This window comes from Coprococcus sp. AF99-45 (genome assembly GCF_027663865.1).
GTDB lineage: Bacteria > Bacillota > Clostridia > Lachnospirales > Lachnospiraceae > Allocoprococcus > Allocoprococcus comes.
Genome location: NZ_JAQDGZ010000004.1, coordinates 207,350 through 233,313, shown reverse-complemented (window position 1 = coordinate 233,313; position 25,964 = coordinate 207,350). Strand labels below are relative to the sequence as shown.

The 25,964-nt window shown below is 43.6% G+C and carries 21 protein-coding genes; 13 read left to right on the top strand and 8 right to left on the bottom strand.

All coding sequences use genetic code 11. From position 1 onward, the window contains the following. Positions 1-9: 9 nt before the first annotated feature. From PGR14_RS05360 to PGR14_RS05315, 10 genes are all read left to right on the top strand, one after another. A complete protein-coding gene (locus PGR14_RS05360; protein WP_195488454.1) occupies positions 10-1,254 on the top strand; it encodes a 3-isopropylmalate dehydratase large subunit in 1,245 nt (414 codons plus the stop codon). An 11-nt stretch (positions 1,255-1,265) separates the two neighbouring features. After that, positions 1,266-2,144, top strand: a complete 879-nt coding sequence (locus PGR14_RS05355; protein ID WP_022220458.1) for an NAD(P)-dependent oxidoreductase — start codon at positions 1,266-1,268, stop codon at positions 2,142-2,144. Positions 2,145-2,655: 511 nt separating this feature from the next. After that, the gene (asnS, locus tag PGR14_RS05350) at positions 2,656-4,047 is read left to right on the top strand and encodes an asparagine--tRNA ligase (protein WP_008371696.1); all 1,392 of its coding nucleotides are present in this window, start codon (positions 2,656-2,658) and stop codon (positions 4,045-4,047) included. Positions 4,048-4,156: 109 nt separating this feature from the next. Then, on the top strand, positions 4,157-4,846 hold the full coding sequence (vanR, locus tag PGR14_RS05345) for a VanR-ABDEGLN family response regulator transcription factor (protein WP_008371692.1): 690 nt from the start codon (positions 4,157-4,159) through the stop codon (positions 4,844-4,846). After that, positions 4,836-6,065 carry a sensor histidine kinase gene (locus PGR14_RS05340; protein WP_055261707.1) on the top strand — a complete coding sequence of 410 codons (1,230 nt, stop codon included), beginning with the start codon at positions 4,836-4,838 and terminating at the stop codon, positions 6,063-6,065. The genes vanR and PGR14_RS05340 overlap by 11 nt, the downstream gene beginning before the upstream one ends. Continuing rightward, on the top strand, positions 5,971-7,032 hold the full coding sequence (locus PGR14_RS05335; RefSeq protein ID WP_055261709.1) for a metallophosphoesterase family protein: 1,062 nt from the start codon (positions 5,971-5,973) through the stop codon (positions 7,030-7,032). The genes PGR14_RS05340 and PGR14_RS05335 overlap by 95 nt, the downstream gene beginning before the upstream one ends. Further along, positions 7,029-8,582, top strand: coding sequence for an ATP-binding protein (locus tag PGR14_RS05330; RefSeq protein ID WP_055261711.1), 1,554 nt, complete (start codon positions 7,029-7,031; stop codon positions 8,580-8,582). Before PGR14_RS05335 ends, PGR14_RS05330 begins: the two co-directional genes overlap by 4 nt. A gap of 19 nt (positions 8,583-8,601) precedes the next feature. Continuing rightward, a complete protein-coding gene (locus PGR14_RS05325; RefSeq protein WP_055261713.1) occupies positions 8,602-9,609 on the top strand; it encodes a LacI family DNA-binding transcriptional regulator in 1,008 nt (335 codons plus the stop codon). Positions 9,610-9,827: 218 nt separating this feature from the next. After that, positions 9,828-11,501, top strand: coding sequence for a glycoside hydrolase family 13 protein (locus tag PGR14_RS05320; RefSeq protein WP_022220464.1), 1,674 nt, complete (start codon positions 9,828-9,830; stop codon positions 11,499-11,501). A gap of 11 nt (positions 11,502-11,512) precedes the next feature. Then, positions 11,513-13,504, top strand: a complete 1,992-nt coding sequence (locus PGR14_RS05315) for a glycoside hydrolase family 31 protein (protein ID WP_055261715.1) — start codon at positions 11,513-11,515, stop codon at positions 13,502-13,504. A gap of 93 nt (positions 13,505-13,597) precedes the next feature. On the opposite strand, the gene PGR14_RS05310 is transcribed toward PGR14_RS05315, so the two are convergent. The 4 genes from PGR14_RS05310 to murC form a co-directional block, all read right to left on the bottom strand. Continuing rightward, positions 13,598-14,785, bottom strand: a complete 1,188-nt coding sequence (locus tag PGR14_RS05310; RefSeq protein ID WP_055157901.1) for a ribose-phosphate pyrophosphokinase — start codon at positions 14,783-14,785, stop codon at positions 13,598-13,600. Further along, positions 14,785-15,780 (bottom strand): ATP-binding protein, encoded by a 996-nt coding sequence (locus tag PGR14_RS05305; protein ID WP_022221120.1) that lies wholly within the window; start codon positions 15,778-15,780, stop codon positions 14,785-14,787. Before PGR14_RS05305 ends, PGR14_RS05310 begins: the two co-directional genes overlap by 1 nt. A 14-nt stretch (positions 15,781-15,794) precedes the next feature. Then, on the bottom strand, positions 15,795-16,895 hold the full coding sequence (locus PGR14_RS05300; protein ID WP_055249422.1) for a DnaD domain protein: 1,101 nt from the start codon (positions 16,893-16,895) through the stop codon (positions 15,795-15,797). A 121-nt stretch (positions 16,896-17,016) separates the two neighbouring features. Continuing rightward, a complete protein-coding gene (murC, locus tag PGR14_RS05295; RefSeq protein WP_055249424.1) occupies positions 17,017-18,396 on the bottom strand; it encodes a UDP-N-acetylmuramate--L-alanine ligase in 1,380 nt (459 codons plus the stop codon). 210 nt (positions 18,397-18,606) lie between these two features. Here murC and PGR14_RS05290 point away from each other — a divergent pair, with 210 nt between their 5' ends. From PGR14_RS05290 to spoVG, 3 genes are all read left to right on the top strand, one after another. Beyond that, positions 18,607-19,881: a glucose-1-phosphate adenylyltransferase gene (locus PGR14_RS05290; protein WP_055157904.1), complete on the top strand. Its 1,275-nt coding sequence runs from the start codon at positions 18,607-18,609 to the stop codon at positions 19,879-19,881. Continuing rightward, the gene (gene glgD / locus PGR14_RS05285) at positions 19,878-20,996 is read left to right on the top strand and encodes a glucose-1-phosphate adenylyltransferase subunit GlgD (RefSeq protein WP_055249425.1); all 1,119 of its coding nucleotides are present in this window, start codon (positions 19,878-19,880) and stop codon (positions 20,994-20,996) included. The genes PGR14_RS05290 and glgD overlap by 4 nt, the downstream gene beginning before the upstream one ends. A 106-nt stretch (positions 20,997-21,102) precedes the next feature. After that, complete coding sequence (gene spoVG / locus PGR14_RS05280) at positions 21,103-21,390, top strand: septation regulator SpoVG (protein ID WP_055249427.1); 288 nt, start codon at positions 21,103-21,105, stop codon at positions 21,388-21,390. A 96-nt stretch (positions 21,391-21,486) separates the two neighbouring features. On the opposite strand, the gene PGR14_RS05275 is transcribed toward spoVG, so the two are convergent. The 4 genes from PGR14_RS05275 to PGR14_RS05260 are packed head-to-tail and all read right to left on the bottom strand — an operon-like array spanning position 21,487 to position 25,931. Next, positions 21,487-22,299: a Cof-type HAD-IIB family hydrolase gene (locus PGR14_RS05275; protein ID WP_270223102.1), complete on the bottom strand. Its 813-nt coding sequence runs from the start codon at positions 22,297-22,299 to the stop codon at positions 21,487-21,489. A 12-nt stretch (positions 22,300-22,311) separates the two neighbouring features. Continuing rightward, entirely contained in the window at positions 22,312-23,688 is a 1,377-nt protein-coding gene (locus tag PGR14_RS05270; protein WP_022221116.1) for a UDP-N-acetylmuramoyl-tripeptide--D-alanyl-D-alanine ligase, read from the bottom strand. Positions 23,689-23,715: 27 nt separating this feature from the next. Then, the gene (locus PGR14_RS05265; protein WP_055157914.1) at positions 23,716-25,170 is read right to left on the bottom strand and encodes a nicotinate phosphoribosyltransferase; all 1,455 of its coding nucleotides are present in this window, start codon (positions 25,168-25,170) and stop codon (positions 23,716-23,718) included. A 26-nt stretch (positions 25,171-25,196) separates the two neighbouring features. Then, a complete protein-coding gene (locus PGR14_RS05260; protein ID WP_215686407.1) occupies positions 25,197-25,931 on the bottom strand; it encodes a lysophospholipid acyltransferase family protein in 735 nt (244 codons plus the stop codon). Positions 25,932-25,964: the final 33 nt, after the last annotated feature.

The following is a 25,964-nucleotide window of genomic DNA, read 5'->3' as shown; positions in this document are numbered from 1 at the left end:
GAGAAGAAAATGGGCGAGACGATTATTGAAAAAATTATCAGACACAATATAGGAAAAGCTGTAAAGCCGGGAGACATTGTGACGGTTAACGTTGACCGCGTGATGATCCATGATATTTTCATCCCCTTTGTGGCAGAAAAATTTGAAGAAATGGGATTTACGAAACTGCATGATCCGGACAAGGTTGTTCTGATCTATGATCATCTGGTTCCGGCAAGTCAGCAGGATGATACCAGACATTTTCGTACCGGAGATGCATTTGCAGATAAATACGGACTTACACATGTACACAGAAGTGACGGAATCTGCCATCAGCTGATGACAGAGGCTGGCTATGTTAAACCGGGTGATATCGCATTCGGAACCGACAGCCATACCACAACTTATGGTTGTGTTGGAGCATTTTCATCTGGTATCGGTTATACCGAGATGGCAAGTATCCTTGGAACCGGAACGATGTGGATCAAGGTACCGGAGACGATCAAAGTTGTGATCGATGGTGAACTTCCGGAAAATGTCATGTCAAAGGATATCATCTTACGACTGATCGGTGATTTGAGAGCAGACGGTGCTACTTACAGAGCATTGGAATTTGCTGGAAGCACCATTGAAAATATGACAGTTGCAAGCCGTATGACAATGGCAAACATGGCAATCGAAGCAGGAGCAAAATGCGCACTTTTCACACCGGATGAGAAAACTGCCGAGTATTGCAATATTGAATTAAATGATTATCAGAAGAGTCTGGTTGGTGATCCAGATGCAACTTATATGAGAACGATCACTTATAAAGCAGAGGACTTTGTACCGGTTATGGCCCTTCCGTCACAGGTTGACAAGATCAGAAATGTATCCGAGGTAGAAGGAACCGAGATCGATCAGGTATTTATCGGCTCTTGCACAAACGGACGTCTGGAGGATCTTCAGGCAGCAGCAGAAGTGTTAAAGGGCAAAAAAGTTGCGGATTTTGTAAAACTGATCGTGACTCCGGCGAGCCGTAAGATCTACAAACAGGCAGCAGATATGGGAATCCTTACGACTTTATCTGAGGCAGGTGCGATCATTACCCATCCGGGTTGCGGACTTTGCTGTGGACGTACCGGAGGAATTCTGTCAGACGGAGAACGTGTGGTTGCAACCAACAACCGTAACTTCCTTGGACGTATGGGAACTTCTAAGGTCGAGATTTATCTGGCATCTCCGAGAACAGCGGCAAGCTGCGCGGTGGCAGGAAAGATTGTAAGTCCAAAGTAGAGGAGTTCACTATGAAAAAAATTGGATTTATCGGTGTTGGCATCATGGGAAAATCCATGGTGCGCAACCTTATGAAAACAGGATATGAACTGCATATTTACGCAAGAACAAAAGCGAAAGTCGATGATGTGATCAGCGAGGGTGCAATTTTCCATGAATCTATCAAAGAATGTGTACCCGGATGTGATGCAGTGATCACCATCGTTGGTTTTCCGAGAGATGTGGAAGAGGTTTACTTCGATGAAGGCGGTATTCTGGAAAATGCAGATCCGGGAACCTATCTGATCGATATGACAACTACAAGTCCGATGCTTGCAGAAAAGATTTCAAAAGAGGGCACAGAAAAAGGATTCCATGTGCTGGATGCGCCTGTAACAGGTGGGGATACCGGAGCAAAAAACGCTACATTATCCATCCTTGTCGGTGGCGAGAAAGAAGATTATGAAGCTTGTATGGAGCTTTTCAAAGCAATGGGAACAAACATCAATTATCAGGGAAAAGCCGGATGTGGACAGCATGCAAAGCTTGCTAATCAGATTATGATCGCCGGTGCCTTAAGTGGTGTATGTGAGGCCTTTTCCTATGCGCAGGCCAAAGGACTGGATCTGAATGTCCTTTTTGATTCGGTCTCTACCGGGGCAGCAGGAAGCAAACAGTTGGATGCTTTCGGACCAAAGATCATTGCCGGAGATTATGCACCGGGATTCTTTATGAAGCATTTCATCAAGGATATGAAGCTTGCGCTGACTGAGGCAAATATGAGCGGACTGAGTCTTGAGGTGCTGAGTCTGGTACTGTCAAATTATGAAGAGTTGGCACAGGAAGGGCTTGGAGATCTTGGGACACAGGCGCTGATCAAGTATTATGATGTGCAGGATGTAGAAGAATAATCGTATGTGATTTAGGGAGCTGTTTTGCAGCTCCCTGATATTTTGTGTTTCATAAACAGTAACGAGAAAACCCGCTGATCTTTCGACCAGCGGGTTTTCTTGTGCTTTTATTTAATTTCTAAAGGAATGAGAGTAAAGTGCGGCAATCGGGGTAACCCGATTGCGCTTACTTTATGAGGGGGGAGATAGTTGTTTATCAACTATCTGACTCTTAGTATACAGATAAATTGTGTTCAAAATATGTCTATATCATAAAAGAAAAAGAAAATTTCTTAAGGAAAAATGAACTATCGATTAAGGAATATTGATTAGAGTACAATAAAAAAATCATTGCGAAAGTACTTTCAAATGTAATCAGATTCTTTTTACATCGTTGCAACTGCGGTAGTTTAATGGTATACTGGACATATTGCAAAAGTAAAAAATGGCAGCAGAAGCTGTCGGCAATGCTTACAAGGCTCATTGGGGTTATGTGAAATATATAAGAGAGTAATACGGAGGAACAGAACAGATGGATTTGGTAACAGTAAGAGAATTATACAGAAACAGAGAGGAATATCTGGATAAAGAAGTGACCATCGGGGGATGGGTGCGCAGTATCCGTGATTCTAAGACATTTGGATTTATCGTTGTAAATGATGGATCTTTCTTTGAAAACCTTCAGGTAGTATATCATGATAATATGGAGAACTTTGGCGAAATTTCCAAGCTGAATGTTGGTGCGGCAATCATTGTAAAAGGAACACTTGTCGCAACACCACAGGCAAAGCAGCCATTTGAGATCCAGGCAACAGAAGTTGTTGTAGAAGGTACCTCTGCACCGGATTATCCGCTTCAGAAAAAACGTCACAGCTTTGAATATTTAAGAAGTATTGCACATCTTCGTCCAAGAACCAATACTTTCCAGGCAGTGTTCAGAGTACGCTCACTGACTGCTTACGCAATCCACAAATTCTTCCAGGAAAGAGGATTCGTATATGTACATACACCGCTGATCACAGGAAGTGACTGCGAGGGTGCAGGAGAAATGTTCCAGGTAACAACACTGGATATGAACAATGTGCCGAAAAATGCAGACGGAACTGTTGATTATTCCAAAGATTTCTTTGGAAAAGAGACAAACCTTACCGTAAGCGGACAGCTGAACGGTGAAACTTATGCACAGGCATTCCGCAACATTTACACATTCGGACCGACATTCCGTGCGGAGAATTCCAACACCACACGTCATGCCGCCGAGTTCTGGATGATCGAGCCGGAAATCGCATTTGCAGATCTGGAAGATGACATGATCCTTGCAGAAAACATGCTGAAATATGTTATCCGCTATGTGATGGAAAACGCTCCGGAAGAGATGAATTTCTTCAATTCTTTCGTAGACAAAGGACTGATCGACCGTCTGAACAACGTTGTAAATTCTGATTTCGCAAGAGTTACTTATACAGAAGCAATTGAAATCCTTGAAAAGCACAATGACAAATTTGAATACAAAGTATCATGGGGAGCAGATCTGCAGACAGAGCATGAACGTTATCTGACAGAAGAGATCTACAAACGTCCGGTATTCGTTACCGATTATCCGAAGGAGATCAAAGCTTTTTACATGAAGATGAATGATGATAACAAGACCGTAGCAGCAGTTGACTGTCTGGTTCCTGGAATCGGTGAGATCATCGGAGGAAGCCAGAGAGAGGACGACTACGATAAGCTTGTTGCAAGAATGAAAGAGCTTGGACTTAAGGAAGAAGATTACGGATTCTATCTGGATCTGAGAAAGTACGGATCTACAAGACATGCAGGATTCGGACTTGGATTTGAGAGATGCATCATGTATCTTACAGGAATGTCCAACATTCGTGACGTAATTCCGTTCCCAAGAACTGTGAATAACTGCGAACTGTAAAAAAGAAGAATGAAGAAAAAGGGGACCGGGAACTGCATCAAAAGGGTGTGTTTTCCGGTCTGCTGTTTTATACGCAAATCTTTCTATATACGGAAAGGAAAAGTGAAATATGAATATTTTAGTTGTAGATGATGAAAAAGAAATTGCGGATGTCGTAGAATTATATCTGCAAAATGAATACCATGTTTTGAAATTTTACACAGGGCAGGAAGCATTGGAATGTATTGAGAAGACAAATGTGGATCTGGCGATCCTGGATGTGATGCTGCCGGATATTGACGGTTTCACGATTCTGAGAAAGATACGTGAGAAATACACATTTCCGGTGATTATGTTGACCGCGAAGACGGAGTACCGGGACAAGATCACCGGGCTTACGATGGGGGCTGACGACTATATTCCGAAACCATTCAACCCGCTGGAGCTGGTAGCGAGAGTGAAAGCACAGATGCGCAGATACACGCAGTACAACGATGGTAAGAAAAGTGATTCTGAGAATATCATTGATTTTGCAGGACTCTTGTTAAATAAAGAATCCCATGAATGCATCTATAATGAGCAGTCTCTTCCGCTGACACCGACGGAATTTGAGATTCTGTGGATTCTTTGTGAGAATCGCGGAAAGGTGATCAGCTCACAAAGATTATTTGAAGAGGTCTGGCATGAAGAGTATCTGAAGAACAGCAACAATACGGTGATGGTACATATCCGGCATCTGCGTGAGAAATTGAGTAAACCGACTGGAAAATCAGATCTTATCAAGACTGTCTGGGGAGTGGGATACAAAATTGAAGAATAATTACAGAAAATTAAAACTGAGCATATTGCTTCAGACGGTTTTTATTACGGCCCTGACGGTGCTGGTTGGCAGATTTATTCTGGAGTATTTTATCGATGGTATTTATAATGACAGCTTTGCCAATGGCTTTTTGCGAATATTGGAAGCTTTTCATGTGAGTGAAGAGACCGCAACATCTTTGTATTGGCAGTGGATCGGCAATAATAAAGTGTTCTTTATGATCCTCGGTTTTTTACTTTTATTTTCGTTGTTTTTTTATGTGGCACTTTCAAAAATGACGCGCTATCTGGAACAGGTAGAAGATGGGATTGAAAATATTATTTCAGCGTCTGACCAGCCAATCCGGCTGATTACGGAGTTAAAACCAATCGAGGATCGCCTCAATGAGATTAAAGAGACATTAAGGAGCCAGGAGGAAGAGGCAGAAAAGCTTGAGCAGAGGAAAAATGATATCCTGCTTTTTCTGGCACATGATTTAAAAACACCGCTTACTTCTGTGGTGGCGTATCTGAGTATGCTGGATTCTCATCCGGAGATGCCGGCAGAGGAGCGCGCCAAATATACGCAGATATCTCTGGAGAAGGCGAATCGACTGGGGGATCTTTTGAAAGAGTTTTTTGAAAGTATAAAGCTGAATCTGCAGGATATTGAACTGGATAAGGTAGATATTGATCTGACCATGATGCTGGAACAGATTGCAGACGAACTCTATGGGGTACTTCAGGAGAAGATGCTGACCTGCAAGATGGAAGCAGAGGAAGAGATCCTGATCGAGGGAGATCCGGATAAGCTTGCCAGGGTTTTTGATAATATTCTGCGAAATGCCATAGCATACTGCCGGGAGAAAAGTGTGCTTCTGATCCAGGCTGCCAAGGAGGAGAACCAGGTAAGAATCTGTTTTGAAAATGAAGGAGATACGATACCTGAAGAGAGCCTGAAGAGGATCTTTGATAAATTTTATCGCGCGGATGCGGCGAGATCCAGCAGTACCGGAGGAGCGGGACTGGGGCTTGCCATTGCAAAAGAGATTGTAGAGCTGCATAAGGGACAGATCATTGCCGAGAGCAGTGGGGGAAAGACACGTTTTATCGTGACACTTCCCCTTAAAGGAGGAGTAGAAAGTAATGAAATTCATACACACAGCGGACGTTCATCTGGGGGCAGAGCCGGACGCAGGAAGTTCTTACACCGCAAAGCGGCCGGAAGAACTGTGGAATAGCTTTGAGCGTCTTTTAAATATCTGTGAAGAAGAACAGACAGATCTTCTTCTGATCGCAGGGGATCTGTTTCACAGACAGCCGCTTTTAAGAGAGCTGAAGGAACTGGATTATTTATTTTCCAGACTGACACATACACAGGTCGTGCTGATGGCGGGCAACCATGATTACCTGAAAAGTACGTCCTATTACCGGAATTATAAATGGCAGGGACCGGTGCACATGTTTTTGTCTCAGAAACCTGCCTGTATGGAATTTAAAGAGCTTGGGGTCCGCATATACGGACTCAGCTATGAGGAACGGGAGATCACAGAAACGCTTTATGAGAAAATCCTTCCGGAAAAAAGAGGAATAGCCTCCATCCTTCTGGCCCATGGCGGCGATGAAAAGCATATCCCGTTCCGAAAAAACGAATTACTGAAGCTGGGATATGATTATATTGCTCTTGGGCACATTCATCTTCCGGCAGAGCTTGCAAAGGACCGGATGTATTACGCAGGATCCCTGGAGCCTACAGATAAAAATGACACCGGGAAGCATGGTTATATCAAAGGGGAGATTAAAAATGGAAGAACCCGGACGGAATTTATTCCTTTTGCATCCAGAGAATATGTGCATATGGAAGTAGAAGCAGGAAGAGAGATGACCGGACGGGAAATGAAAGAAAAAATTTCCCTTGCCATACAGGAAAGAGGTATACAGAACATTTATAAAATCATTCTGCGGGGATTTCGGGATCCGGATATGATCTATGATACCGACCGGATGGATTCCTATGGAAATATTGTCGAAATCCTGGATGAAACAAAGCCGGCATATGATTATGAAAAGTTGAAAAAACAAAATGCAGGAAATCTTCTGGGCTGGTACATAGAAAGTTTTGCAGAAGCAAAGGATGACAGTGTGGAGTCAATCGCATTGGCTGAGGGAGTACAGGCCATGCTGGAGGCAAAGGGGAGCAAATTATGAAGATAACAGAACTGATCCTGAAGAATTTCGGTAAGTTCACGAATAAGCAGATCCTGCTTACGGATGGGATCAATATTATTTACGGAGAAAACGAATCGGGAAAAACAACGCTGCATACCTTTCTGAAGGGAATGCTTTTTGGAATGGAAAGAAAGCGCGGGCGTGCCGCCGCAACAGATACATTCCGTACCTATGAGCCTTGGGAGAATCCAAACTTTTACGCAGGAATCCTGCGGTTTACCTGCGGTGACCGGAGATTTCGCCTGGAACGGAATTTCGATCGGTATGCGAAAGGCGGCTCTCTGATCTGTGAAGATGATGGAGAAGAATTGTCACTTGAGCATGGGGATCTGGAAATTCTGTTAGGTGGTATGACAGAAAGTGATTATGAAAATACAGTTTCGATAGGACAGCTCCGGGTACAGACCGGAGAAATACTGGCGGCGGAGCTGAAGAATTATGCGGCAAATTATTATGCAACCGGGAACAGCGAGATTGACCTCGAAGGGGCGCTTGCCCTTTTAAAAGAGCGGAAAAAAGAGCTGGAAAAAGAAGAACGTGAAAAGAGGCAGCTGATCAGCGAAAAGAAAGAGCGGGCAGAGATGGAGGCATCCTATGTCTGGCGGGATCTGCATCAGTTAGAAAATGAAGCGGAACAACTGAAAAGAAGCTGTGAAGAGAAACGCAGAGAATGGGAAAGCTGGGTAAATGAAGATAAAAAGCGGAAGAAACGGGAAGAGGCAGCAGGATATTTTGCCGGGTGGAGGATTCATCCACTGGAGGCAGTGAGTATGCTGGGGGCATTTTTTGTGACTTTTCTGCTTTTTCATAAGCCGTGGAATTTTCTTGTGGCAATCGTGGTGGCACTGGCTGAAGGGCTGTATGTCTGGAATTGTCTGAAAGATGGAAAGAAGAAAAAGAAAGCCAGATTACAGGAGATAAAAGAACAGGGCATTTCTCTCAAGGCAGATTATGAGAGGCAGAAAGGAAAGCTTGCAAAAGTACAGGAAACCTATCATGAAAAAGAAGTGTTGTATGAAAATCTGCAGGAACGAGTCGGCGAGTTCGATGAGATGAACAGTGAAGAGATAGAGCGATTAAAAAACAAGCAGGGTGTTGAACTTGCTATGGAACAGTTGACCAGACTTGCCGCACAGATGCAGAGTCGGACAAGCGATCTTATGAATACAGAAGTATCTGCAATCATGGATGCCATCACAGATGGAAAATATAACAAACTCTGGGTAGACGAAAATCTGCATGTGCAGCTTATGAGTAATGGAAAAAAGATATCCATGGATCAGGTAAGCCGTGGAACTCTGGAACAGATTTATTTTGCAATCCGGATGGCCGCAACAAAAATTCTCCACGAGGAAGAATGTCCGGTGATCCTGGATGATACATTCGGCTATTATGACGACAGTAGACTTGCGCAGACCCTTCGCTGGCTGAAAGACAGTAAGCGGCAGGTAATTATATTCAGCTGTCAGAAGCGGGAGATGGAAATGCTGGAAAAGATGGGATGTGCATATCATAAGGTGATGTTGTAAAGACAAGGAGGAAGATTTTATGATTCGGCTTCAGGATATTGCAGAAATGGCAGGTGTCAGCCGTACTACGGTATCTAATGTTATAAATGGCAATACCAAAAGAGTTTCCCAGAAAACGATTGATAAAATCACGACTATTCTTAAAGAACAGAACTATGTTCCGCATATGGGTTCCGTGATGCTTTCCGGCCATGGTTCCAGAATTATAGGTGTAGTACTCGGATTTTCTTATGCCCATGGTATGCAGTCACTTCAGGATCCATTTGTGGGAGAACTGATCGGAACGATTCAGATGGAAACGGAAGAAAATGGATATTATGTTATGCTTATTGGCGGTGAAAGTATTCAGAATGTAGTGGATATTGCCTCAAAATGGAATGTAGAGGGATTGCTTATCCTTGGCTACAATGAAGAACAGTATCGCAGTCTTTCGCGCAGATTAAACAAGAAAATGATTCTGATCGATGCTTATCCGGAAGGTGCTTATACGTTCCAGAATGTCGGTATAGATGATTATTCGGGAGGGTATCAGATCGGAGAATACCTGTATTCCTGTGGATATAAGAAAGCATTGTTTGTTGCGGAAACGGAGAGAGACAGTGATTACTATCGGTGGATGGGATTCAAACAGGCGATGGAAAAATCGGGGGGATTCTGCAGTCGTTCCCGATATATAATTATTCCGGGTGAAAAAAGATTGCGTCTCAGAAAATACAGAGAGCTTCTCCCACGTTTTTTAGAAGCAAAAGCACTTGCGTTTTCCTCAGATTATAATGCGATAGAAGCGATAAATTTCTTTTTTGATGAAGGCATCATGGTCCCGAATCAGATTTCTGTTACAGGATATGATGACAGTGTCTACGCAAGTATGGTTCGACCGAAACTGACAACGGTTCATCAGGATGTTCCGCAAAAGGCGCATGTGGCGCTGAAACGTCTGCTGAAATTAATTCAGGGAGAGACATTGGACGAATTAAATATAAAAAATCCAGTCTATCTGGTAAAGAGGGATTCTGTCAGGGAATGACAGGATCCTTTTTTCAACTTTGCATGTATACAGGTAAGCCGGTGGAATGGTCTGGTTGTTTTTGTGCAGACTGTATAAAAGCAGGAAATAAACTTTGTTGTCTTTTATAGTTTCGCGAGAAACCTCTTGATTTTGCTAAGATGTATGGGGTATCATGAATAGTGTTGTTACAGGAGCGGTTAAATAATACTAAACAATTATAAACGAGGAGATTTGGCATGGAGAAAAAATGGTGGAAAGAAAGTGTAGTATATCAGATATATCCAAAGAGTTTTAAAGACAGTAACGGTGATGGTGTGGGAGATATCAGAGGAATCATACAGAAACTGGATTACCTTAAAGAACTTGGGGTAAATGTATTGTGGATTTCTCCGATGCTGGAATCACCTCAAGACGATAATGGTTACGATATTTCTGATTACCGCAGAATTTATGAAGAATATGGAACGATGGAGGATTACGAGGAATTGTTGTGTGAAGCACACAAAAGATCCATCAGGATTCTGATGGATCTCGTAGTCAACCATACTTCAGATGAACATAACTGGTTTATTGAAAGCCGTAAATCAAAAGATAATCCATATCGTGATTATTATATCTGGAAAGATCCGGTAAACGGAAAAGAACCTAATAACTGGGGCGGAGCATTTGGCGGTTCTGCATGGGAATATGATCCGCAAACTCAGATGTATTATCTGCATCTGTTTTCAAAAAAACAGCCGGATCTCAATTGGGAAAATGAAAAAGTACGCCAGGAAGTTTATGACATGATGAAATTCTGGTGTGAAAAAGGAATCGATGGCTTCCGAATGGATGTTATCAGTATGATTTCCAAAGATCAGAGATTTCCGGACGGAGAAATGAATAACGGTCTTTATGGAGACTTTGGACCATATTGTGTACATGGTCCAAGGGTCCACGAATTCCTTCAGGAAATGAATCAAAAAGTTCTTTCAAAATATGATATCATGACAGTCGGTGAGACCGCAGGAGTCACAATAGAAGAAGCACAGAAATATGCGGGTGATGACCGAAATGAATTGAACATGGTATTCCAATTCGAGCATGTGGAGAGTGGATGCGGAGATTATGGAAAGTGGACGACTGCAAAATATGACTTCAAAGAGTTCAAAAATATTATGATCAAATGGCAGGAAGAACTTCAGGGTAAGGCGTGGAACAGTTTGTTTTTAGGTAATCATGATCAACCGAGAAGTGTCAGCCGTTTTGGAAATGACAATCCGGTATACAGAGAAACCTCCGCAAAAATGCTGGCGACCTGTATTCATATGATGCAGGGAACGCCATATGTATATCAGGGTGAAGAGCTTGGTATGACAAACATTTACTTTGACAAACTGGAAGATTACCGTGATATTGAAAGTATTAATTACTTTAAAGAGTTTACGGAATCAGGTCTTATGACTCCGGAACACATGATGAAATGTCTGATGCTGAGAAGCCGTGACAATGCGAGAACTCCGATGCAGTGGGACGACAGTAAACAGGCTGGATTCACAGAGGGCGAGCCGTGGATCAAAGTGAATCCGAACTACAAGAAGATCAATGCAGCACAGCAGCTTGAAGATCCGGATTCTGTTTTCCACTACTATCAGAAACTGATCCGATTGCGTAAAGAAAAAGACATTATTGTTTATGGTGAATTTGAACCTCTTTACCGTGAGGATGAACAGATTTTTGCGTACACAAGAAAACAGGATCAGGAAAAGCTTCTGACTGTCTGCAACTTCAGCGATAAGAATGCAGAAGTAGAAGTGCCGGAAGAATTTAAAGGCGCAGAGTGCCTGATCACAAACCTTGGAAGAAAAGAATTTGAAAGAAAAATTGTTCTGAATCCATATGAAGCATTTGTACTATATTATAAACACTAGGTGATAAAGAAATGATTAGAAAATATAGATATGGAACTCCGTTTGATACGGAGGCACTGACTGAAAAGATTGAAACAACTAAGGGCGTTCTCCCGTATGGAGAAGTCAGTCAGGAGGAAGGATTTGTTTTTACTTATATCATGGATGAAGATGACATTGTCTATGGTCTGGGTGAAGCCAATCGTGGAATCAACAAGAGAGGGTACTGTTATATCAGTAATTGTACAGATGATCCGGTACACACAGAGGACAAGCGTTCTCTGTACGGAGCCCACAACTTCATTGTTGTGAGCGGAAAGAGCACGTTTGGATTGTTTTTCGACTATCCCTCAAAACTGACCTTTGATATTGGATATGACAGAGAGGATACCCTTAAGGTATCTTGCGAAAATGCTGACTTGGATATCTACGTGCTTGAAGGTGAGAATGCTTATGATATCGTAAAACAGTTCCGCCATGTAATCGGACGCAGCTATATCCCACCGAAGTTTGCCTTTGGTTTCGGACAGAGCCGCTGGGGTTATACGACGAAAGAAGATTTCCGTACTGTCGCAAAAGGATATCGGGAGAATCATATTCCGATCGACATGATTTACATGGATATTGACTATATGCAGTCATTCAAAGATTTCACAGTGAGTGAAGAAAATTTTCCGGATTTTCCGGAATTCGTACAGGAAATGAATGACCAGAGTATTCGCCTGATTCCGATCATTGATGCCGGTGTCAAGGTTGAGCCGGGATATGAGATTTACGAGGAAGGTGTCAAAAACAACTATTTCTGCAAGAGAGAAGACGGAAGTGATTTTGTTGCAGCTGTATGGCCGGGAGATACCCATTTTCCGGATATGCTGAATCCGGAAGCCAGAAAATGGTTCGGGGACAAATATCGTTTTCTGATCGAACAGGGAATAGAAGGTTTCTGGAATGATATGAACGAGCCTGCGATCTTTTATTCTCCCGAAGGCCTTGCAGAGGCAAGAGAACTTGCCGGAGAGTTTGCAAAGGATACCGAAGGCAAGACCCATCCCTGGGAAATGCAGGACAAGATGCTCAGTATTGCAAATAATCCGGAAGACTATAAAAGATTTTATCACAATGTGGATGGCAAAAAGATCCGCCATGACAAAGTACATAATCTTTTTGGCTATAATATGACAAGAGCGGCCGGAGAAGCGTTTGAACGCATTGACCCGGAAAAACGTTTTCTGATGTTTTCCAGATCTTCTTACATCGGAATGCATCGTTATGGAGGAATCTGGACCGGAGATAATAAATCCTGGTGGTCACATATCCTTCTTAACCTGAAGATGCTGCCGTCTCTGAACATGTGTGGTTTCCTGTATACAGGTGCTGACCTTGGAGGTTTTGGTGCTGATACAACAAGAGAATTGTTGCTTCGTTTTCTCGCACTTGGTGTATTTACACCACTGATGCGTAATCATTCGGCGACGGGAACAAGAGAGCAGGAGTGTTATCAATTCGAAAATATCGAGGATTTCCGTGCTGTCATTAACACTAGATATCGTCTTGTGCCGTATCTGTACAGCGAGTACATGAAAGCTGCGCTGAGTGATGACATGTATTTTAAGCCGTTAGGGTTTGTTTATCCGGATGACAAGAGAGCAATCCGAGTAGAGGATCAGCTGATGCTCGGAAACGAGATTATGATTGCTCCGGTTTACGAGCAGAACGCAAGAGGCCGTTATGTTTATCTGCCGGAAGAAATGAAATTTGTCAAGTTCCTGCCGGATGGAAGCATTTCGGAAGAGATTCTCGCGAAAGGTATCCATTATGTAGATGTGGCATCAAATGAAGTACCGCTCTTCATTCGAAATGGTAAATGTATCCCGGTTGCAGAAGCGGCAGAGTGTGTGAAGGATATTGATACCGAACATCTGCAGCTTATCGGATACGAAAACAGCAGTTATACCATGTATGAGGATGATGGGATCCGCAAAGATTACGATAAAAAAGAGAATTACCGAGTATTCACAAATTAACGTTTAAGAGTAAAAAAATACTGCCTGAATATCAGAAAATGATATTCAGGCAGTATTTTTTGTCATACAGCGGAAAGATTTCGCTCGTATAAATTAGTCAATCGCTTCCCCTTTTTTATATTTCTCAACTACATGCTGGATACGTTCGCTTGGATCAAGGATGCTGCTGATAGAAGCATCATGGTTCAGTGTATCGATCACCAGTGCGATGTACTTGCTCATGTCGCAGTTGATGTAGTAAGGGCGGCTGAGCAGTTCCGGTGTCTGATAGATCAGGTTTGTTGTGAGGATTCCGCTGATCAGTCCTTCTTCGTAAGCCTGGTCGAATTTTTCCATACCGTTTGTGAAAAGTCCGAAGGTTGCAGCAGCGTAGATACGTTTTGCTTTACGCATCTTGAGCTGGCGTGCTACATCGAGGATACTGTCACCTGACGAAATCATATCATCGAGGATGATTACGTCTTTTCCTTCTACGGAAGAGCCAAGGAATTCGTGTGCTACGATCGGGTTACGTCCGTCTACGATGGTTGTGTAGTCACGGCGTTTGTAGAACATACCCATGTCGAGTCCGAGTACGTTGGCAAAGTAGATCGCACGTCCGGTTGCACCTTCATCCGGGCTGATCGCCATCATATGGTCAGCATCGATCTGAAGATCCGGCACATGCTTTAAAAGTCCTTTTACGAACTGGTAAGTCGGACGGATCGTCTCAAATCCGTTCAGCGGGATCGCATTCTGGACACGTGGGTCGTGTGCATCGAAAGTGATGATATTGTCAACACCCATGCGGACAAGCTCCTGCAGACCAAGTGCACAGTCCAGTGATTCACGGCCGCTTCTCTTGTGCTGGCGGCTTTCATACAGGAAAGGCATAATGACGTTCAGACGACGTGCTTTTCCTCCTACAGCGGCGATGACACGCTTCAGGTTCTGGAAATGGTCGTCCGGTGACATATGGTTGGTATTGCCGCTGAGCGAATAAGTCAGGCTGTAGTTGCAGACATCGACCATCAGATAAAGGTCTTTTCCACGTACAGACTCATTGATAATACCTTTGGCTTCACCAGATCCAAAACGCGGTACCTTTGCGTTGATCAGATAGTTCGGCTTTTCGTAGCCGTTGAAAACAAGATTGTCTTTCTGGAAACGAGTCTCTTCCTTTCTCCATTTTACGAGATAGTCATTGACTTTATTTCCCATCTCTTCACAGCCGTCTACAGCAATAATGCCGAGAGAGCCAACTGGAATATTATCCAGAATTCGTTCACTTCGATGTAACATCAGTGTTCCTCCCTGTACATAAGTTTCTTTTGAATGCGGATATCATCACCGGCAAGGCGAAGTATCTTATAATGGTTGCTTATCCGGGAAAATGTACGTTCTGTATAGTTCGTCTTGATTTCCTCCAGAGTAAGATTAGTAGAAATGATTGTGGATTTCCTGTTCAGGATCCGATCATTTAAACACACAAAAAGCTGAGAAACGACAAAGTCTGTATTTCGTTCGGTTCCCAGGTCATCAATGATCAGCAGATCACACTGGTGGATCTGCTCATATAAAAGACAGCTCTCATCATTCCGGGTCAGTGCTTTTTCAAGGAGCGCATCGAAAAATTCAGAGGCAGTCAGGTAAAGAACGGAATGCAGAGAATCCATCACTTCTTTTGCAATGCAGTGACTGAGAAATGTCTTCCCAATACCAGTATTCCCAAAAAGGAGCAGATTACCATGTTCGGTATCAAAATTGTGGATGAAATTCATACATTCCTGATAAGCCCGCGTTGCAAGCTCGCGGGAATTCTGACCGGAAAGCCGGTCTCTATAATTGGATGAATAATAATCAAAATTAAAATGTTCAAAATTTTCCTGTTCGAGAAGCCCTTTTAAGTTGGACTGGGTGTAGAACAGATCAATGATCGCTTTTAAAAAGCAATGGCACTTTTTCGTGCCGACATAGCCGGTATCCTGACAGTCCGGACATTCAAAATGCTGTTCCAGATAGTCTTCCGGGAATCCGGCGTCGGAAAGGAGTCGGCGGCGTCTGTCAGAAAGAGACCGGATATCTTCCTTCAAAGAAGCGAGGGCAGTGTCATCGCCTGCGAGCAGCTTTTTCGCCTGATCAAGACTGGCAGAAGAAATAGAGGCATCAATCGATGCAAGCTCCGGAACCTTCTGGCAGGCACGCTCGTAGTGAAGATTCGCGAGGTCACGGCTCTTCGCTCTTTTTTCTTCATATACGCGCATCAGCGCATTGTATTGTGAATTAGTTAACGGCACAGTGTTCCCCTTTCTTAGTTACTGCGTAATAATTTTTTGGTAAGCTCGTCCATATTGTAAGAACGTTCTTCAAAATTACGGAATTTGGAAGGCTGCTGGGCAGAAGGTGTACGGTTTTGCCCCGAAGGAGTTTTCTTCCGGTCTTTTTCCTGCTCAAAGGCAGAATCAAGACGCTCAACATCTGCCAGTGTACGAACGTTGCCCGTCTTCCAGTTTTCGAGAATCTTGTCAGTATATTCAAAACTTGGCTGGTGGATCGCACTGATGGTGCGGTTGCATGCTTCCAGAATGAGATCCAGTTCGAAATTCCCATCCTCCAGCCATTTGCGGATATAATCCAGTTCGGCAGATGCAGGTCCCCGCCCTTTGATGCCAAATGCATTCAGGATAGAATAGCAGGTTTTGTTGTAAAATGCAGAGGAATTACGTGCCTGATCGACGGTTGTAATATGTTCATCTGCCCATGAAAGTGCTACTTTCTGAATGTAATGCATGCTCTTATGTCCGTTCTCCACACAGTATTCGATCAGATACTCGATCAGGTCTGCGGAAAAACCAAGGGAATCATAAAAGTAGGTAATCGCATCAACATCGGTACGGGATAAGGTTTTGCCAAGATATTGTTCAGCAATAAAAAGAATCTGCTTTAATTCTCTTCTTGCAGCAAGGGAACGTCTTGATGCAGGAAGATTCTGACCGGCAGCTTTGTCTGAAACAGTGGTATTTCCATCAGACTGCGTGACCGGAGATTTTTCATGAACGGAAGCAGACTGTGCGGAAGGTGTATGGAAAGCTGCTTTGACAGGTGTCTGATGAGTTGGTGCTTTTCCGATACAGATTCCGGCGAGTTCATTTGTTTCGTCATATTCGAGAGAAAGAATTCCTTCTTTTTCCCAGTATTTGAGTGCGCGCAGGATATCGCCTTCGGTATTCTCCAGAAGGTCTGCCATCTGCGGGATATCCGGAAGCTGCTCCGGGATATTCTGATAACGGAGAAGAAGAAGATAGACTTTTACATATTCTCCGTTCGCAGATACCATATAATGATCGATAAAGTCATTCTCCACGATCGTTATGTTATTGTGGGAATGATTGCGCAAAATAAGTGCACTCATAATTTCCGCTTCCTTTCTTTTCTGACTTTGTTCATTATAACATCATCCCAGATTGTAAAAAAGAATTTTCTGACGGAAATTTTTGTTATTACAGATAAAATTTCGCAAATATTGGAGAAAATCAAGCTTTTAACAGGTCTTCCCCAATGGTTACAACATCTCCGGCACCCATTGTGATCAGAAGATCGCCAGGCTGGCAATGGGTGGTGACGAATTCTTCGATGGCTGCAAAGCTTGGCAGATAAGTTGCGTCACATCCATGTTCTTTGACTGCATCTGCAAGCTGTGTAGAAGAGATGCCTAAAGTATCTGTCTCACGCGCTGCATAGATGTCAGCAAGGATTACATGGTCTGCATGTGCGAGTGCTTCAGCAAATTCTGAGAATAATGCTTTTGTACGTGTATAAGTATGTGGCTGGAAAATACACCACAGCTTTTTATGTGGATAATGTGCAGCACTTTTCAGCGTTGCAGCAATCTCTGTCGGATGGTGTGCGTAATCATCAATGATGGTCACTCCGCCGACTTCACCTTTGTATTCAAAACGACGGTCTGTTCCGTGGAAGGAAGCAAGACCTGTCTGGATCGTCTCCGCAGGAACACCAAGAATATCGGCAACTGCGATTGCCGCAAGTGCGTTATATACGTTGTGCTCACCGCCGACTGCAAGAGCGAGATGGGCAACATTCTGTCCGTTTTTTACGACATCGAAAGAGGCATTGCCCTGTTCGTTATAAGTAATATTGGCTGCACTGTAATTCAGGGAAGCTTCTTTGCCAAAAGTGATAACACGACAGGAAAGATCGGAGGTGATCTCTTCAATTTTATCAATATCTCCGTTGATGACGAGAGTTCCGTTTTCCGGAAGAAGCTTAGCAAAAAGGTGGAAAGAATTACGGATATCGTCCAGGTCTTTAAAAAAGTCCAGGTGATCCGCATCCACATTCAGAATAATACCGATTTTCGGGAAAAAGTGCAGGAAACTGTTGGTATATTCGCATGCTTCCGTAATAAAAAGGTCAGGTCCGCCGACACGGATATTGCCTTCGATCGCTTTCAGAATACCGCCGACAGAGATTGTCGGATCCAGGTCTGCTGCAAGAGCAATATGAGAAAGCATAGAGGTTGTGGTTGTCTTACCGTGTGTACCGGATATAGCAACCGGTGTCTTATAGTTAGTCATAAGCTGACCGAGTAATTCTGCTCTGGATAACATCGGAAGATTCTGACGCTTTGCTTCTGCAAATTCTTCGTTGTCTTCGTGGATCGCTGCGGTATAAACTACAAGGTCGATACCGTCTATAATATTGGAAGCTTTCTGACCGTAAAATACGGTTGCACCATTCTGAGACAGATGATCCGTAAGTGCCGATTCTTTGTTATCGGATCCGGATACTGTGAAGCCTTCTTCAAGAAGGATCTCAGCGAGTCCACTCATACTGATGCCGCCAATTCCGATGAAGTGGATATGGCAAGGCTGATTAAAATCAATTTTATACATAATGACACTTCCTGTTCTGTGAATTTGTTTCATAGTATTTGACTTACGTGCATAATTATAACATAGATAGGTCAAAAACCAAACCTTTTCTTTTTGTGATATTTCTATAAAAAAGATAGGTAAACAGAAATATTTTTGTAAAATATGTTCACTATATGTATGTAATATGTTATAATGAAAAAACCAGAATTACTGAGAAGGGGTGAAGACATGATAAAAAAGGAAATGATAGCAATGCTATTGGCAGGAGGACAGGGCAGCAGACTTGGCGTCCTGACTGCAAAAGTTGCTAAACCGGCTGTTGCATTTGGCGGCAAATACAGGATCATTGATTTTCCGCTGAGTAACTGTATCAACTCAGGAATCGATACAGTCGGTGTCCTGACCCAGTATCAACCACTCAGGCTTAATACACATATTGGAATTGGTATTCCGTGGGATCTGGACCGGAATATCGGAGGGGTGTCAATTCTTCCGCCGTATGAGAAGAGTACAAGCAGCGAATGGTATACAGGAACGGCGAATGCAATTTATCAGAATCTGGAGTATATGGAGACATTTAATCCGGATTATGTACTGATCTTATCAGGAGATCATATTTACAAGATGGATTACGAGGTCATGTTGGATTTTCACAAGGAGAATCATGCAGATGTGACGATCGCGGCAATGCCGGTTCCGATCGAAGAAGCAAGTCGTTTCGGAATCGTAATTACCGATGAAGACAAGAGAATCACCGAGTTTGAGGAGAAGCCGGCGAATCCGCGGAGCAATCTTGCGTCCATGGGAATTTATATTTTCAGCTGGCCGGTGCTCAAAGAGGCACTGATCAAGATGAAAGATCAGCCGGGATGTGATTTCGGAAAGCATATCATTCCGTATTGTCATGAAAAGAAGCAGAGACTGTTTGCATATGAATATAATGGTTACTGGAAGGATGTCGGTACATTGAGTTCTTACTGGGAAGCTAATATGGAACTGATCGACATTATTCCTGAATTTAATCTTTATGAGGAATTCTGGAAAATTTATACGAATAATTCAATTATACCGCCACAGTATATTTCAAAAGAAGCTGTGATCGACAGAAGCATCATTGGCGACGGAGCTGAGATATACGGCGAGATACATAACTGTGTGATCGGCGCAGGTGTTGTTGTTGGACAAGGCTGCGTGATCCGGGATTCGATCATTATGCAGGATGTTGCGATAGGAAATGACTGTGTGATCGACAAAGCGATCATTGCGGAGAATGTTAAGGTTGGAGATAATGTAACCCTTGGAATCGGCAATGAAGCACCGAACAAGCTCAGGTCTGATATCTACAATTCCGGACTGGTTACGATCGGTGAGAATTCTGTGATTCCGGCAGGAGTACAGATTGGAAAGAATACTGCGATCAGCGGTATTACCGTGAAGGAGGATTATGTACAGGGTGCTCTTGAAAGCGGCGGAGTATTGATAAAGGCGGGTGACAGATCATGAGAGCAGTTGGAATCATTTTAGCAGGCGGTAACAACAACAAGATGCGGGAGCTTACACAGAGGCGTGCAGTGGCAGCGATGCCGATTGCAGGAAGCTACCGGGCAATTGATTTTGCACTCAGCAATATGTCCAATTCGCACATCCAGAAGGTAGCAGTACTTACTCAGTATAATGCACGTTCACTGAATGAACATTTGAATTCTTCCAAGTGGTGGGATTTCGGACGTAAGCAGGGTGGTCTTTATGTATTTACACCGACGATCACCGCAGACAATGGCTACTGGTATCGTGGAACGGCAGATGCGATCTATCAGAACCTGGAGTTCCTGAAGAGGTGCCATGAACCTTATGTGATCATCACATCCGGTGATGCGGTTTACAAGATGGATTATAACAAAGTACTGGAATACCACATTGCCAAGAAAGCAGATATCACTGTGGTATGCCGGGATCTGGATCAGGGCGAGGATGCAACCCGTTTTGGCATCCTGAAGATGAATGAGAATATGCGGATCGAAGATTTTGAGGAAAAACCGATGGTGGCAAATTCCAACACGATTTCCACAGGAATCTATATCATCCGCAGACGTCAGCTGATCGATCTGATCGAGCATTCAGCTGAGGAAGACAGATATGATTTTGTAACGGATATCCTGATCAGATACAAGAATCTGAAAAAGATATACGGTTATAAGATAAAAGACTACTGGAGCAATATTTCCACGGTCGATGCCTATTATAAGACAAACATGGATTTCCTCAAACCGGAAGTCCGGAACTATTTCTTTAAGCAGCTTCCAAGTATTTATTCCAAGGTGACAGACCTGCCTCCGGCAAAATATAATCCGGGTGCGGTCGTTAAGAACAGCCTTGTGGCAAGCGGAAGCATTATCAACGGAACCGTTGAGAATTCGGTTCTGTTTAAAAAAGTGTTTGTTGGAAATAATTGTGTGATTAAAAACTCAATTATTTTAAATGATGTGTATCTTGGGGACAATACTTACATTGAGAACTGTATTGTAGAGAGCAGGGATACGATCCGTGCCAATACACGGCATGTTGGTGAAGATGGCGTGAAAGTAGTAATAGAAAAGAACGAAAGGTACGCATTATAAAAACTGAGGGGGACTTGTAAGAGTCCGGATCAGAAGGCATGCCGGTCAAATAAAGGAAAAGGAGCGGACCGGTATGTGCGTTACTGGAGAAAGGGGCTAGAAAGTTATGCAGATTACAGATGTACGCGTGCGCAAAGTAGCAAAAGAAGGAAAATTAAAGGCAGTAGTATCAATTACAATGGACGAAGAATTTGTTGTTCACGATATTAAAGTCATTGAAGGGGAAAAAGGACTTTTCATTGCAATGCCGAGTAAGAGAGCACTGGATGGGGAATATCGTGATATTGCGCATCCAATCAATTCCAGTACAAGAGACAGAATCCAGAAGATCATTCTGGACAAGTATGCGGAAGTACTGGAAGAGACTGACGACGCGGAAACTGCAGAAATCTAAGTACAGAAAAATACTGAAAACAAAAATCCCGGAGACTGGAAGTAAAACCAGTTCTCCGGGATTTTTATATTTTGAGAAATGATATTTCTACGACGGTCAATCGCGCATAAACTGATCGATCACATAGAGAACTCCGTCATCATCATTTGATTTTGTGATAAAATCTGCTTTTTCACGGACCAGTGGCTGTGCATTTTCCATTGCCACTCCAAGACCTGCGGTTTCGATCATAGTCAGGTCGTTGTATCCGTCACCGCAGCAGATCATTTCATCAGCAGTCAGACCGATGCTGGTAAGAAGCTTCAGAAGAGAGGCGGCTTTGTCTACATTCTTTGGAACAATTTCGAGGAAAAATGGATCCGAACAGTAAACATCAATATAACCATGGAAATGAGCGGACATTTCCTCTTTAGCAGCAGCGATGCTGTCCGGTTCTCCGGTCAGGAGAAATTTATTGTTTGGAAATGTGGATGCTTTCTCGCAGAAATTATCAATTTGTACAATTGGTAAATGGTTGATCCGGGATTCTAATTCGGAATATTTTGTCGGGGTAAATCCGGACAGAAGCTGTCCATCCTCATAAGCCAGAAGATCAACCGGGTAGTTGGAAGCGATCCGGTAGATATCCGGGATCACGTCCTGCGGAAGTGTTTTGTTGTAAATGACCTGGCCGGTGCGGCAGTCAGTGATCCGTGCTCCGTTGAAGGACAGGATATAGCTTCCGTAACGTTCCAGATGGAGCTGCCTGGCAAGGGGAACCACGCCGTATGTAGGGCGACCGCTTGCAAGAACAACTTTTTTTCCGGCTTCCTGGATCTCGATCAGAGCCTTTAACGTTGGTGGAGTGATTTCTTTCCTGGAGTTGGTAAGTGTTCCGTCCAGGTCAAGAACAAGTATCTGATATTTCATGTCTTACCTCTCTTAAAACTTCATCTGTCTGAGTACATCAATGATCTCAGGAAATTCCATACCGTGGGAAGCTTTGACCAGAATGGTATCATCTTTTTTGACAACATTCCGGATTTTTCCCAGGAAGTCCTGTTTGGTTTTAAAGTAAAGTACGGCACTGCTCTTTGCACAGGCTTTTGCACCTTCATATGCGTGGTGGGAAAGTTCTCCGATACAGCAGATCACATCAATGCCGATCTCGGCAGCATGTGCGCCGGTATTGTAGTGAAGTTCATTCTCCTTATCACCAAGCTCATACATATCGCCCATTACAGCTACGGTTCTTCCTGTTGCGGTAGAAAGTACATCCAGAGAAGATTTCATGGAAACCGGATTAGCGTTGTAGCAATCATCGATGATCAAAAGAGATCCTGTGTCGATCAGATTGGTACGTCCGGCAATCGTCTTCAGGGAAGAGATCCCGGTCTGGATTTCCTCCAGAGTAAGTCCAAGCTTCATGCCGACACATGCTCCGGCGAGAGCATTATAAACCATGTGATTTCCAGGTACCGGGATATGTACGTTGATTTCACCAAGTGGAAGGTGGAGTACAGCGTCAGTTCCGCGAAGTCCCTGACTTACGATTCCGTCTGCATAGGCATCCAGCTGGTCTGAAAGACCGAAGAAAACAGGCTTTTTCCCTTGTACCTCTGCGACTGTGGAAAGTTTGTCGTCATCTCCGTTTAAGATGACAGAAGCATTTGGACGCAGATGATCAAAAACTTCGGTTTTGGCTTTTAAGATTCCGTCGCGGCTTCCGAGATTTTCCATGTGTGCAAGACCGATGTTGGTGATTACACAGATATCCGGCTGGCTGATGGATGCAAGTTCATGCATCTCTCCGAAATGGTCAATTCCCATCTCCAGGACAGCGACTTCATGTTCTTCGGTAAGATTGAAGATGGTAAGCGGAAGTCCGATTCCATTGTTAAAGTTTCCCTCTGTCTTAAGAACATTGTATTTCCGGGAAAGGACAGAGGCAATCGTTTCTTTGGTGCTGGTCTTGCCAACACTTCCGGTGATGCCGACAACCTTGATGTCAAGCTGCATGCGGTAAAACGCTGCAATATCACGAAGTGCTTTTTCGCAGGATTCTACATGAATGCAGGGACAGGTAAGGGAAGAAGGATCTTCTTCTGTAAGAGTAGCAAGTGCACCCTGTTCCATAACCTGTGGGATAAAGGTGTGGCCGTCTACTCGGGCTCCTTTGAGTGGAACAAAAAGAAATCCCGGTGCTGCTTTCCGGCTGTCGATTGCAACGCCGGTAATCTCTTTTTCAAGAAAACTGCTGTCACCATGGAAGGTTCCATGGCAGGCAGCGGTTATATTTTTTAATGTCATATTTTTCATCGGTAATACCTCTTTTCAAATTGTGACCTAGTCATCAGCACTCATGCGGTCAAGAAGCTGTTTCTTTACTTCATAAAGTCTTGGAGACAGATCGATATACATCTGGTGAGGATTGAAGAGTCGTTTGGATTCATCCCACAGGGTATCTTTTTCCTGACGGCAGTAAGCGGCAATCTCTTTGACAGACGGGGAAGTGTAGACACATTCACCGTTGATGAAGATTGGCTGCATCATTTCGCGGACGGTATAGGTTCCGGCTTTCATCTTTGTCTTTTTCCATGTCTCGCTTGGATCAAAGAGGAGAAGATCTTCCTCCGGATTGATTTCTTCGTCTACAAAGCAGATATAATCAGCTTTCATCTTGCCGGTTTCTTTTTCGTAAATACGGTAAACCGTCTTGTTGCCCGGATTGGTGATCTTTTCTGTGTTCTCAGAAAGTTTGATTTTAGGTTCGAACTCACCATTCTTATTCTGGATGGCAGCGAGCTTATATACACCACCGAATGAAGGACAGTCTTTGGAGGTGATCAGATTGGTTCCGACACCCCATGAATCGATCGCTGCGCCCTGCATCTTGAGGTCGTGGATCAGATATTCATCAAGGTCGTTGGATGCGCAGATCGTTGCTTCTTCAAAGCCGGCCTCATCCAGCATTTTACGTGCTTTTTTGGACAGGTAGGCAAGATCACCGCTGTCAAGACGGATACCAAGCTTTCTCGGGCTGATGCCGGCATCTTTCATCTCCTGGAAGACACGGATCGCATTCGGAACACCGGATTTTAAGGTGTCGTAAGTATCGACAAGAAGGGTACATCCTTCAGGATAAAGATCTGCATAGGCTTTAAATGCGGTATATTCATCCGGGAAACTCATGATCCAGCTGTGTGCATGGGTTCCCATAACCGGAACGTCAAAAAGCTTGCCGGTAAGTACGCAGGAGGTTCCCACGCAGCCGGCGATCACGGCAGCACGTGCGCCGTATAATCCGGCATCCGGTCCCTGGGCACGGCGAAGCCCGAATTCCATAACACCGGTATCACCGGCAGCGTATACGATACGGGAAGACTTGGTCGCGATCAGACACTGGTGGTTCAGAATGTTCAGGATTGCGGTTTCCACAAGCTGAGCTTCCATGATCGGGGCAACGACTTTGAGGATCGGCTCCTTTGGGAAGATCAGGCTTCCTTCCGGAATTGCGTAAATGCTTCCGGTAAAGTGATAGCCGCTCAGATACTGAAGAAAATCTTCAGAAAAAATGTGGAGACTGCGAAGGTAATCCACATCATCATAGCTGAAGTTCAGATTTTTCACGTACTCAATAACCTGTTCAAGTCCGGCTGCGATTGCATAACCGGAAGAAAATGGGTTGGAACGGTAAAATACATCAAAAATTACGGTAGGATTGTCCTGCTTATCGTAATAACCCTGCATCATAGTCAGTTCGTATAAGTCTGTAAGTAATGTTAAATTTTTAGAATGCATAATCGTACCTCTTTTCTGTTATAGGTTTAGACCAGACTGGCGTTTTTCTTAATTGTGTCCTGGATAAGATCATGACAATAGATTCCAAGATGTTTTCTTGTCTCTTTATCCAGTTCTTTTGGATAGATTGGTTTGCCGTATTCGATGACGACATGTACTTTTTTTACACGCGGGAAATGTGCTTCAAAAATGTCAGCAGTATTGTTCATGCTGATCGGAATGATCGCACACCCGGTCTTTTCGGCAATTTTAAGTGCACCGTCACGGAATGGAAGCATAGAAAGTTCTTCGCCATTGTTGCGGGTTCCTTCCGGGAAGATGCAGATGGAAATGCCATTTTTTACATAATCAATTGCCTGAAGGATCGTCTTCAGACCTTCTCTCATATTGTCTCTGTCAAGGAAGAGACAGTACAGATTCTTCATCCATGTGGAAAGAAGCGGAATCTTTTCCATTTCTTTTTTGGCAACATAACCGGTCAGACGCCTGCACCGGCTGTAAGTAAGGAGAATATCAAAATAACTGCGGTGGTTGCCGATAAAGAGTACCGGTTCATCCGGAACATTTTCTTCACCGATCACGGTTGTCGTGACACCGGTCATCTTAAGAATCACTTTAAAGCCCCACTGAACGATGCGCAGAGAACTGATATCTTTGGCTCTGCGATTGAATTTACCAATGATCCATTCCACCAGAAAAACCGGAATGGACAGGATCAGGTAAAGAATTAAAAAGACTGCGATACAGATAAATCGTATCATTACCCCAAAATCCTCTCTTTCATTGTATAAAGT

Bases quoted from the DNA above. Each gene is read 5' to 3' on its own strand.
- PGR14_RS05360 (WP_195488454.1), top strand. From the start codon at position 10: ATGGGCGAGACGATTATTGAAAAAATTATCAGACACAATATAGGAAAA.
- PGR14_RS05355 (WP_022220458.1), top strand. From the start codon at position 1,266: ATGAAAAAAATTGGATTTATCGGTGTTGGCATCATGGGAAAATCCATG.
- asnS (WP_008371696.1), top strand. From the start codon at position 2,656: ATGGATTTGGTAACAGTAAGAGAATTATACAGAAACAGAGAGGAATAT.
- vanR (WP_008371692.1), top strand. From the start codon at position 4,157: ATGAATATTTTAGTTGTAGATGATGAAAAAGAAATTGCGGATGTCGTA.
- PGR14_RS05335 (WP_055261709.1), top strand. From the start codon at position 5,971: ATGAAATTCATACACACAGCGGACGTTCATCTGGGGGCAGAGCCGGAC.
- PGR14_RS05330 (WP_055261711.1), top strand. From the start codon at position 7,029: ATGAAGATAACAGAACTGATCCTGAAGAATTTCGGTAAGTTCACGAAT.
- PGR14_RS05325 (WP_055261713.1), top strand. From the start codon at position 8,602: ATGATTCGGCTTCAGGATATTGCAGAAATGGCAGGTGTCAGCCGTACT.
- PGR14_RS05320 (WP_022220464.1), top strand. From the start codon at position 9,828: ATGGAGAAAAAATGGTGGAAAGAAAGTGTAGTATATCAGATATATCCA.
- PGR14_RS05315 (WP_055261715.1), top strand. From the start codon at position 11,513: ATGATTAGAAAATATAGATATGGAACTCCGTTTGATACGGAGGCACTG.
- PGR14_RS05310 (WP_055157901.1), bottom strand. From the start codon at position 14,785: ATGTTACATCGAAGTGAACGAATTCTGGATAATATTCCAGTTGGCTCT.
- PGR14_RS05300 (WP_055249422.1), bottom strand. From the start codon at position 16,895: ATGAGTGCACTTATTTTGCGCAATCATTCCCACAATAACATAACGATC.
- murC (WP_055249424.1), bottom strand. From the start codon at position 18,396: ATGTATAAAATTGATTTTAATCAGCCTTGCCATATCCACTTCATCGGA.
- PGR14_RS05290 (WP_055157904.1), top strand. From the start codon at position 18,607: ATGATAAAAAAGGAAATGATAGCAATGCTATTGGCAGGAGGACAGGGC.
- glgD (WP_055249425.1), top strand. From the start codon at position 19,878: ATGAGAGCAGTTGGAATCATTTTAGCAGGCGGTAACAACAACAAGATG.
- spoVG (WP_055249427.1), top strand. From the start codon at position 21,103: ATGCAGATTACAGATGTACGCGTGCGCAAAGTAGCAAAAGAAGGAAAA.
- PGR14_RS05275 (WP_270223102.1), bottom strand. From the start codon at position 22,299: ATGAAATATCAGATACTTGTTCTTGACCTGGACGGAACACTTACCAAC.
- PGR14_RS05270 (WP_022221116.1), bottom strand. From the start codon at position 23,688: ATGAAAAATATGACATTAAAAAATATAACCGCTGCCTGCCATGGAACC.
- PGR14_RS05265 (WP_055157914.1), bottom strand. From the start codon at position 25,170: ATGCATTCTAAAAATTTAACATTACTTACAGACTTATACGAACTGACT.
- PGR14_RS05260 (WP_215686407.1), bottom strand. From the start codon at position 25,931: ATGATACGATTTATCTGTATCGCAGTCTTTTTAATTCTTTACCTGATC.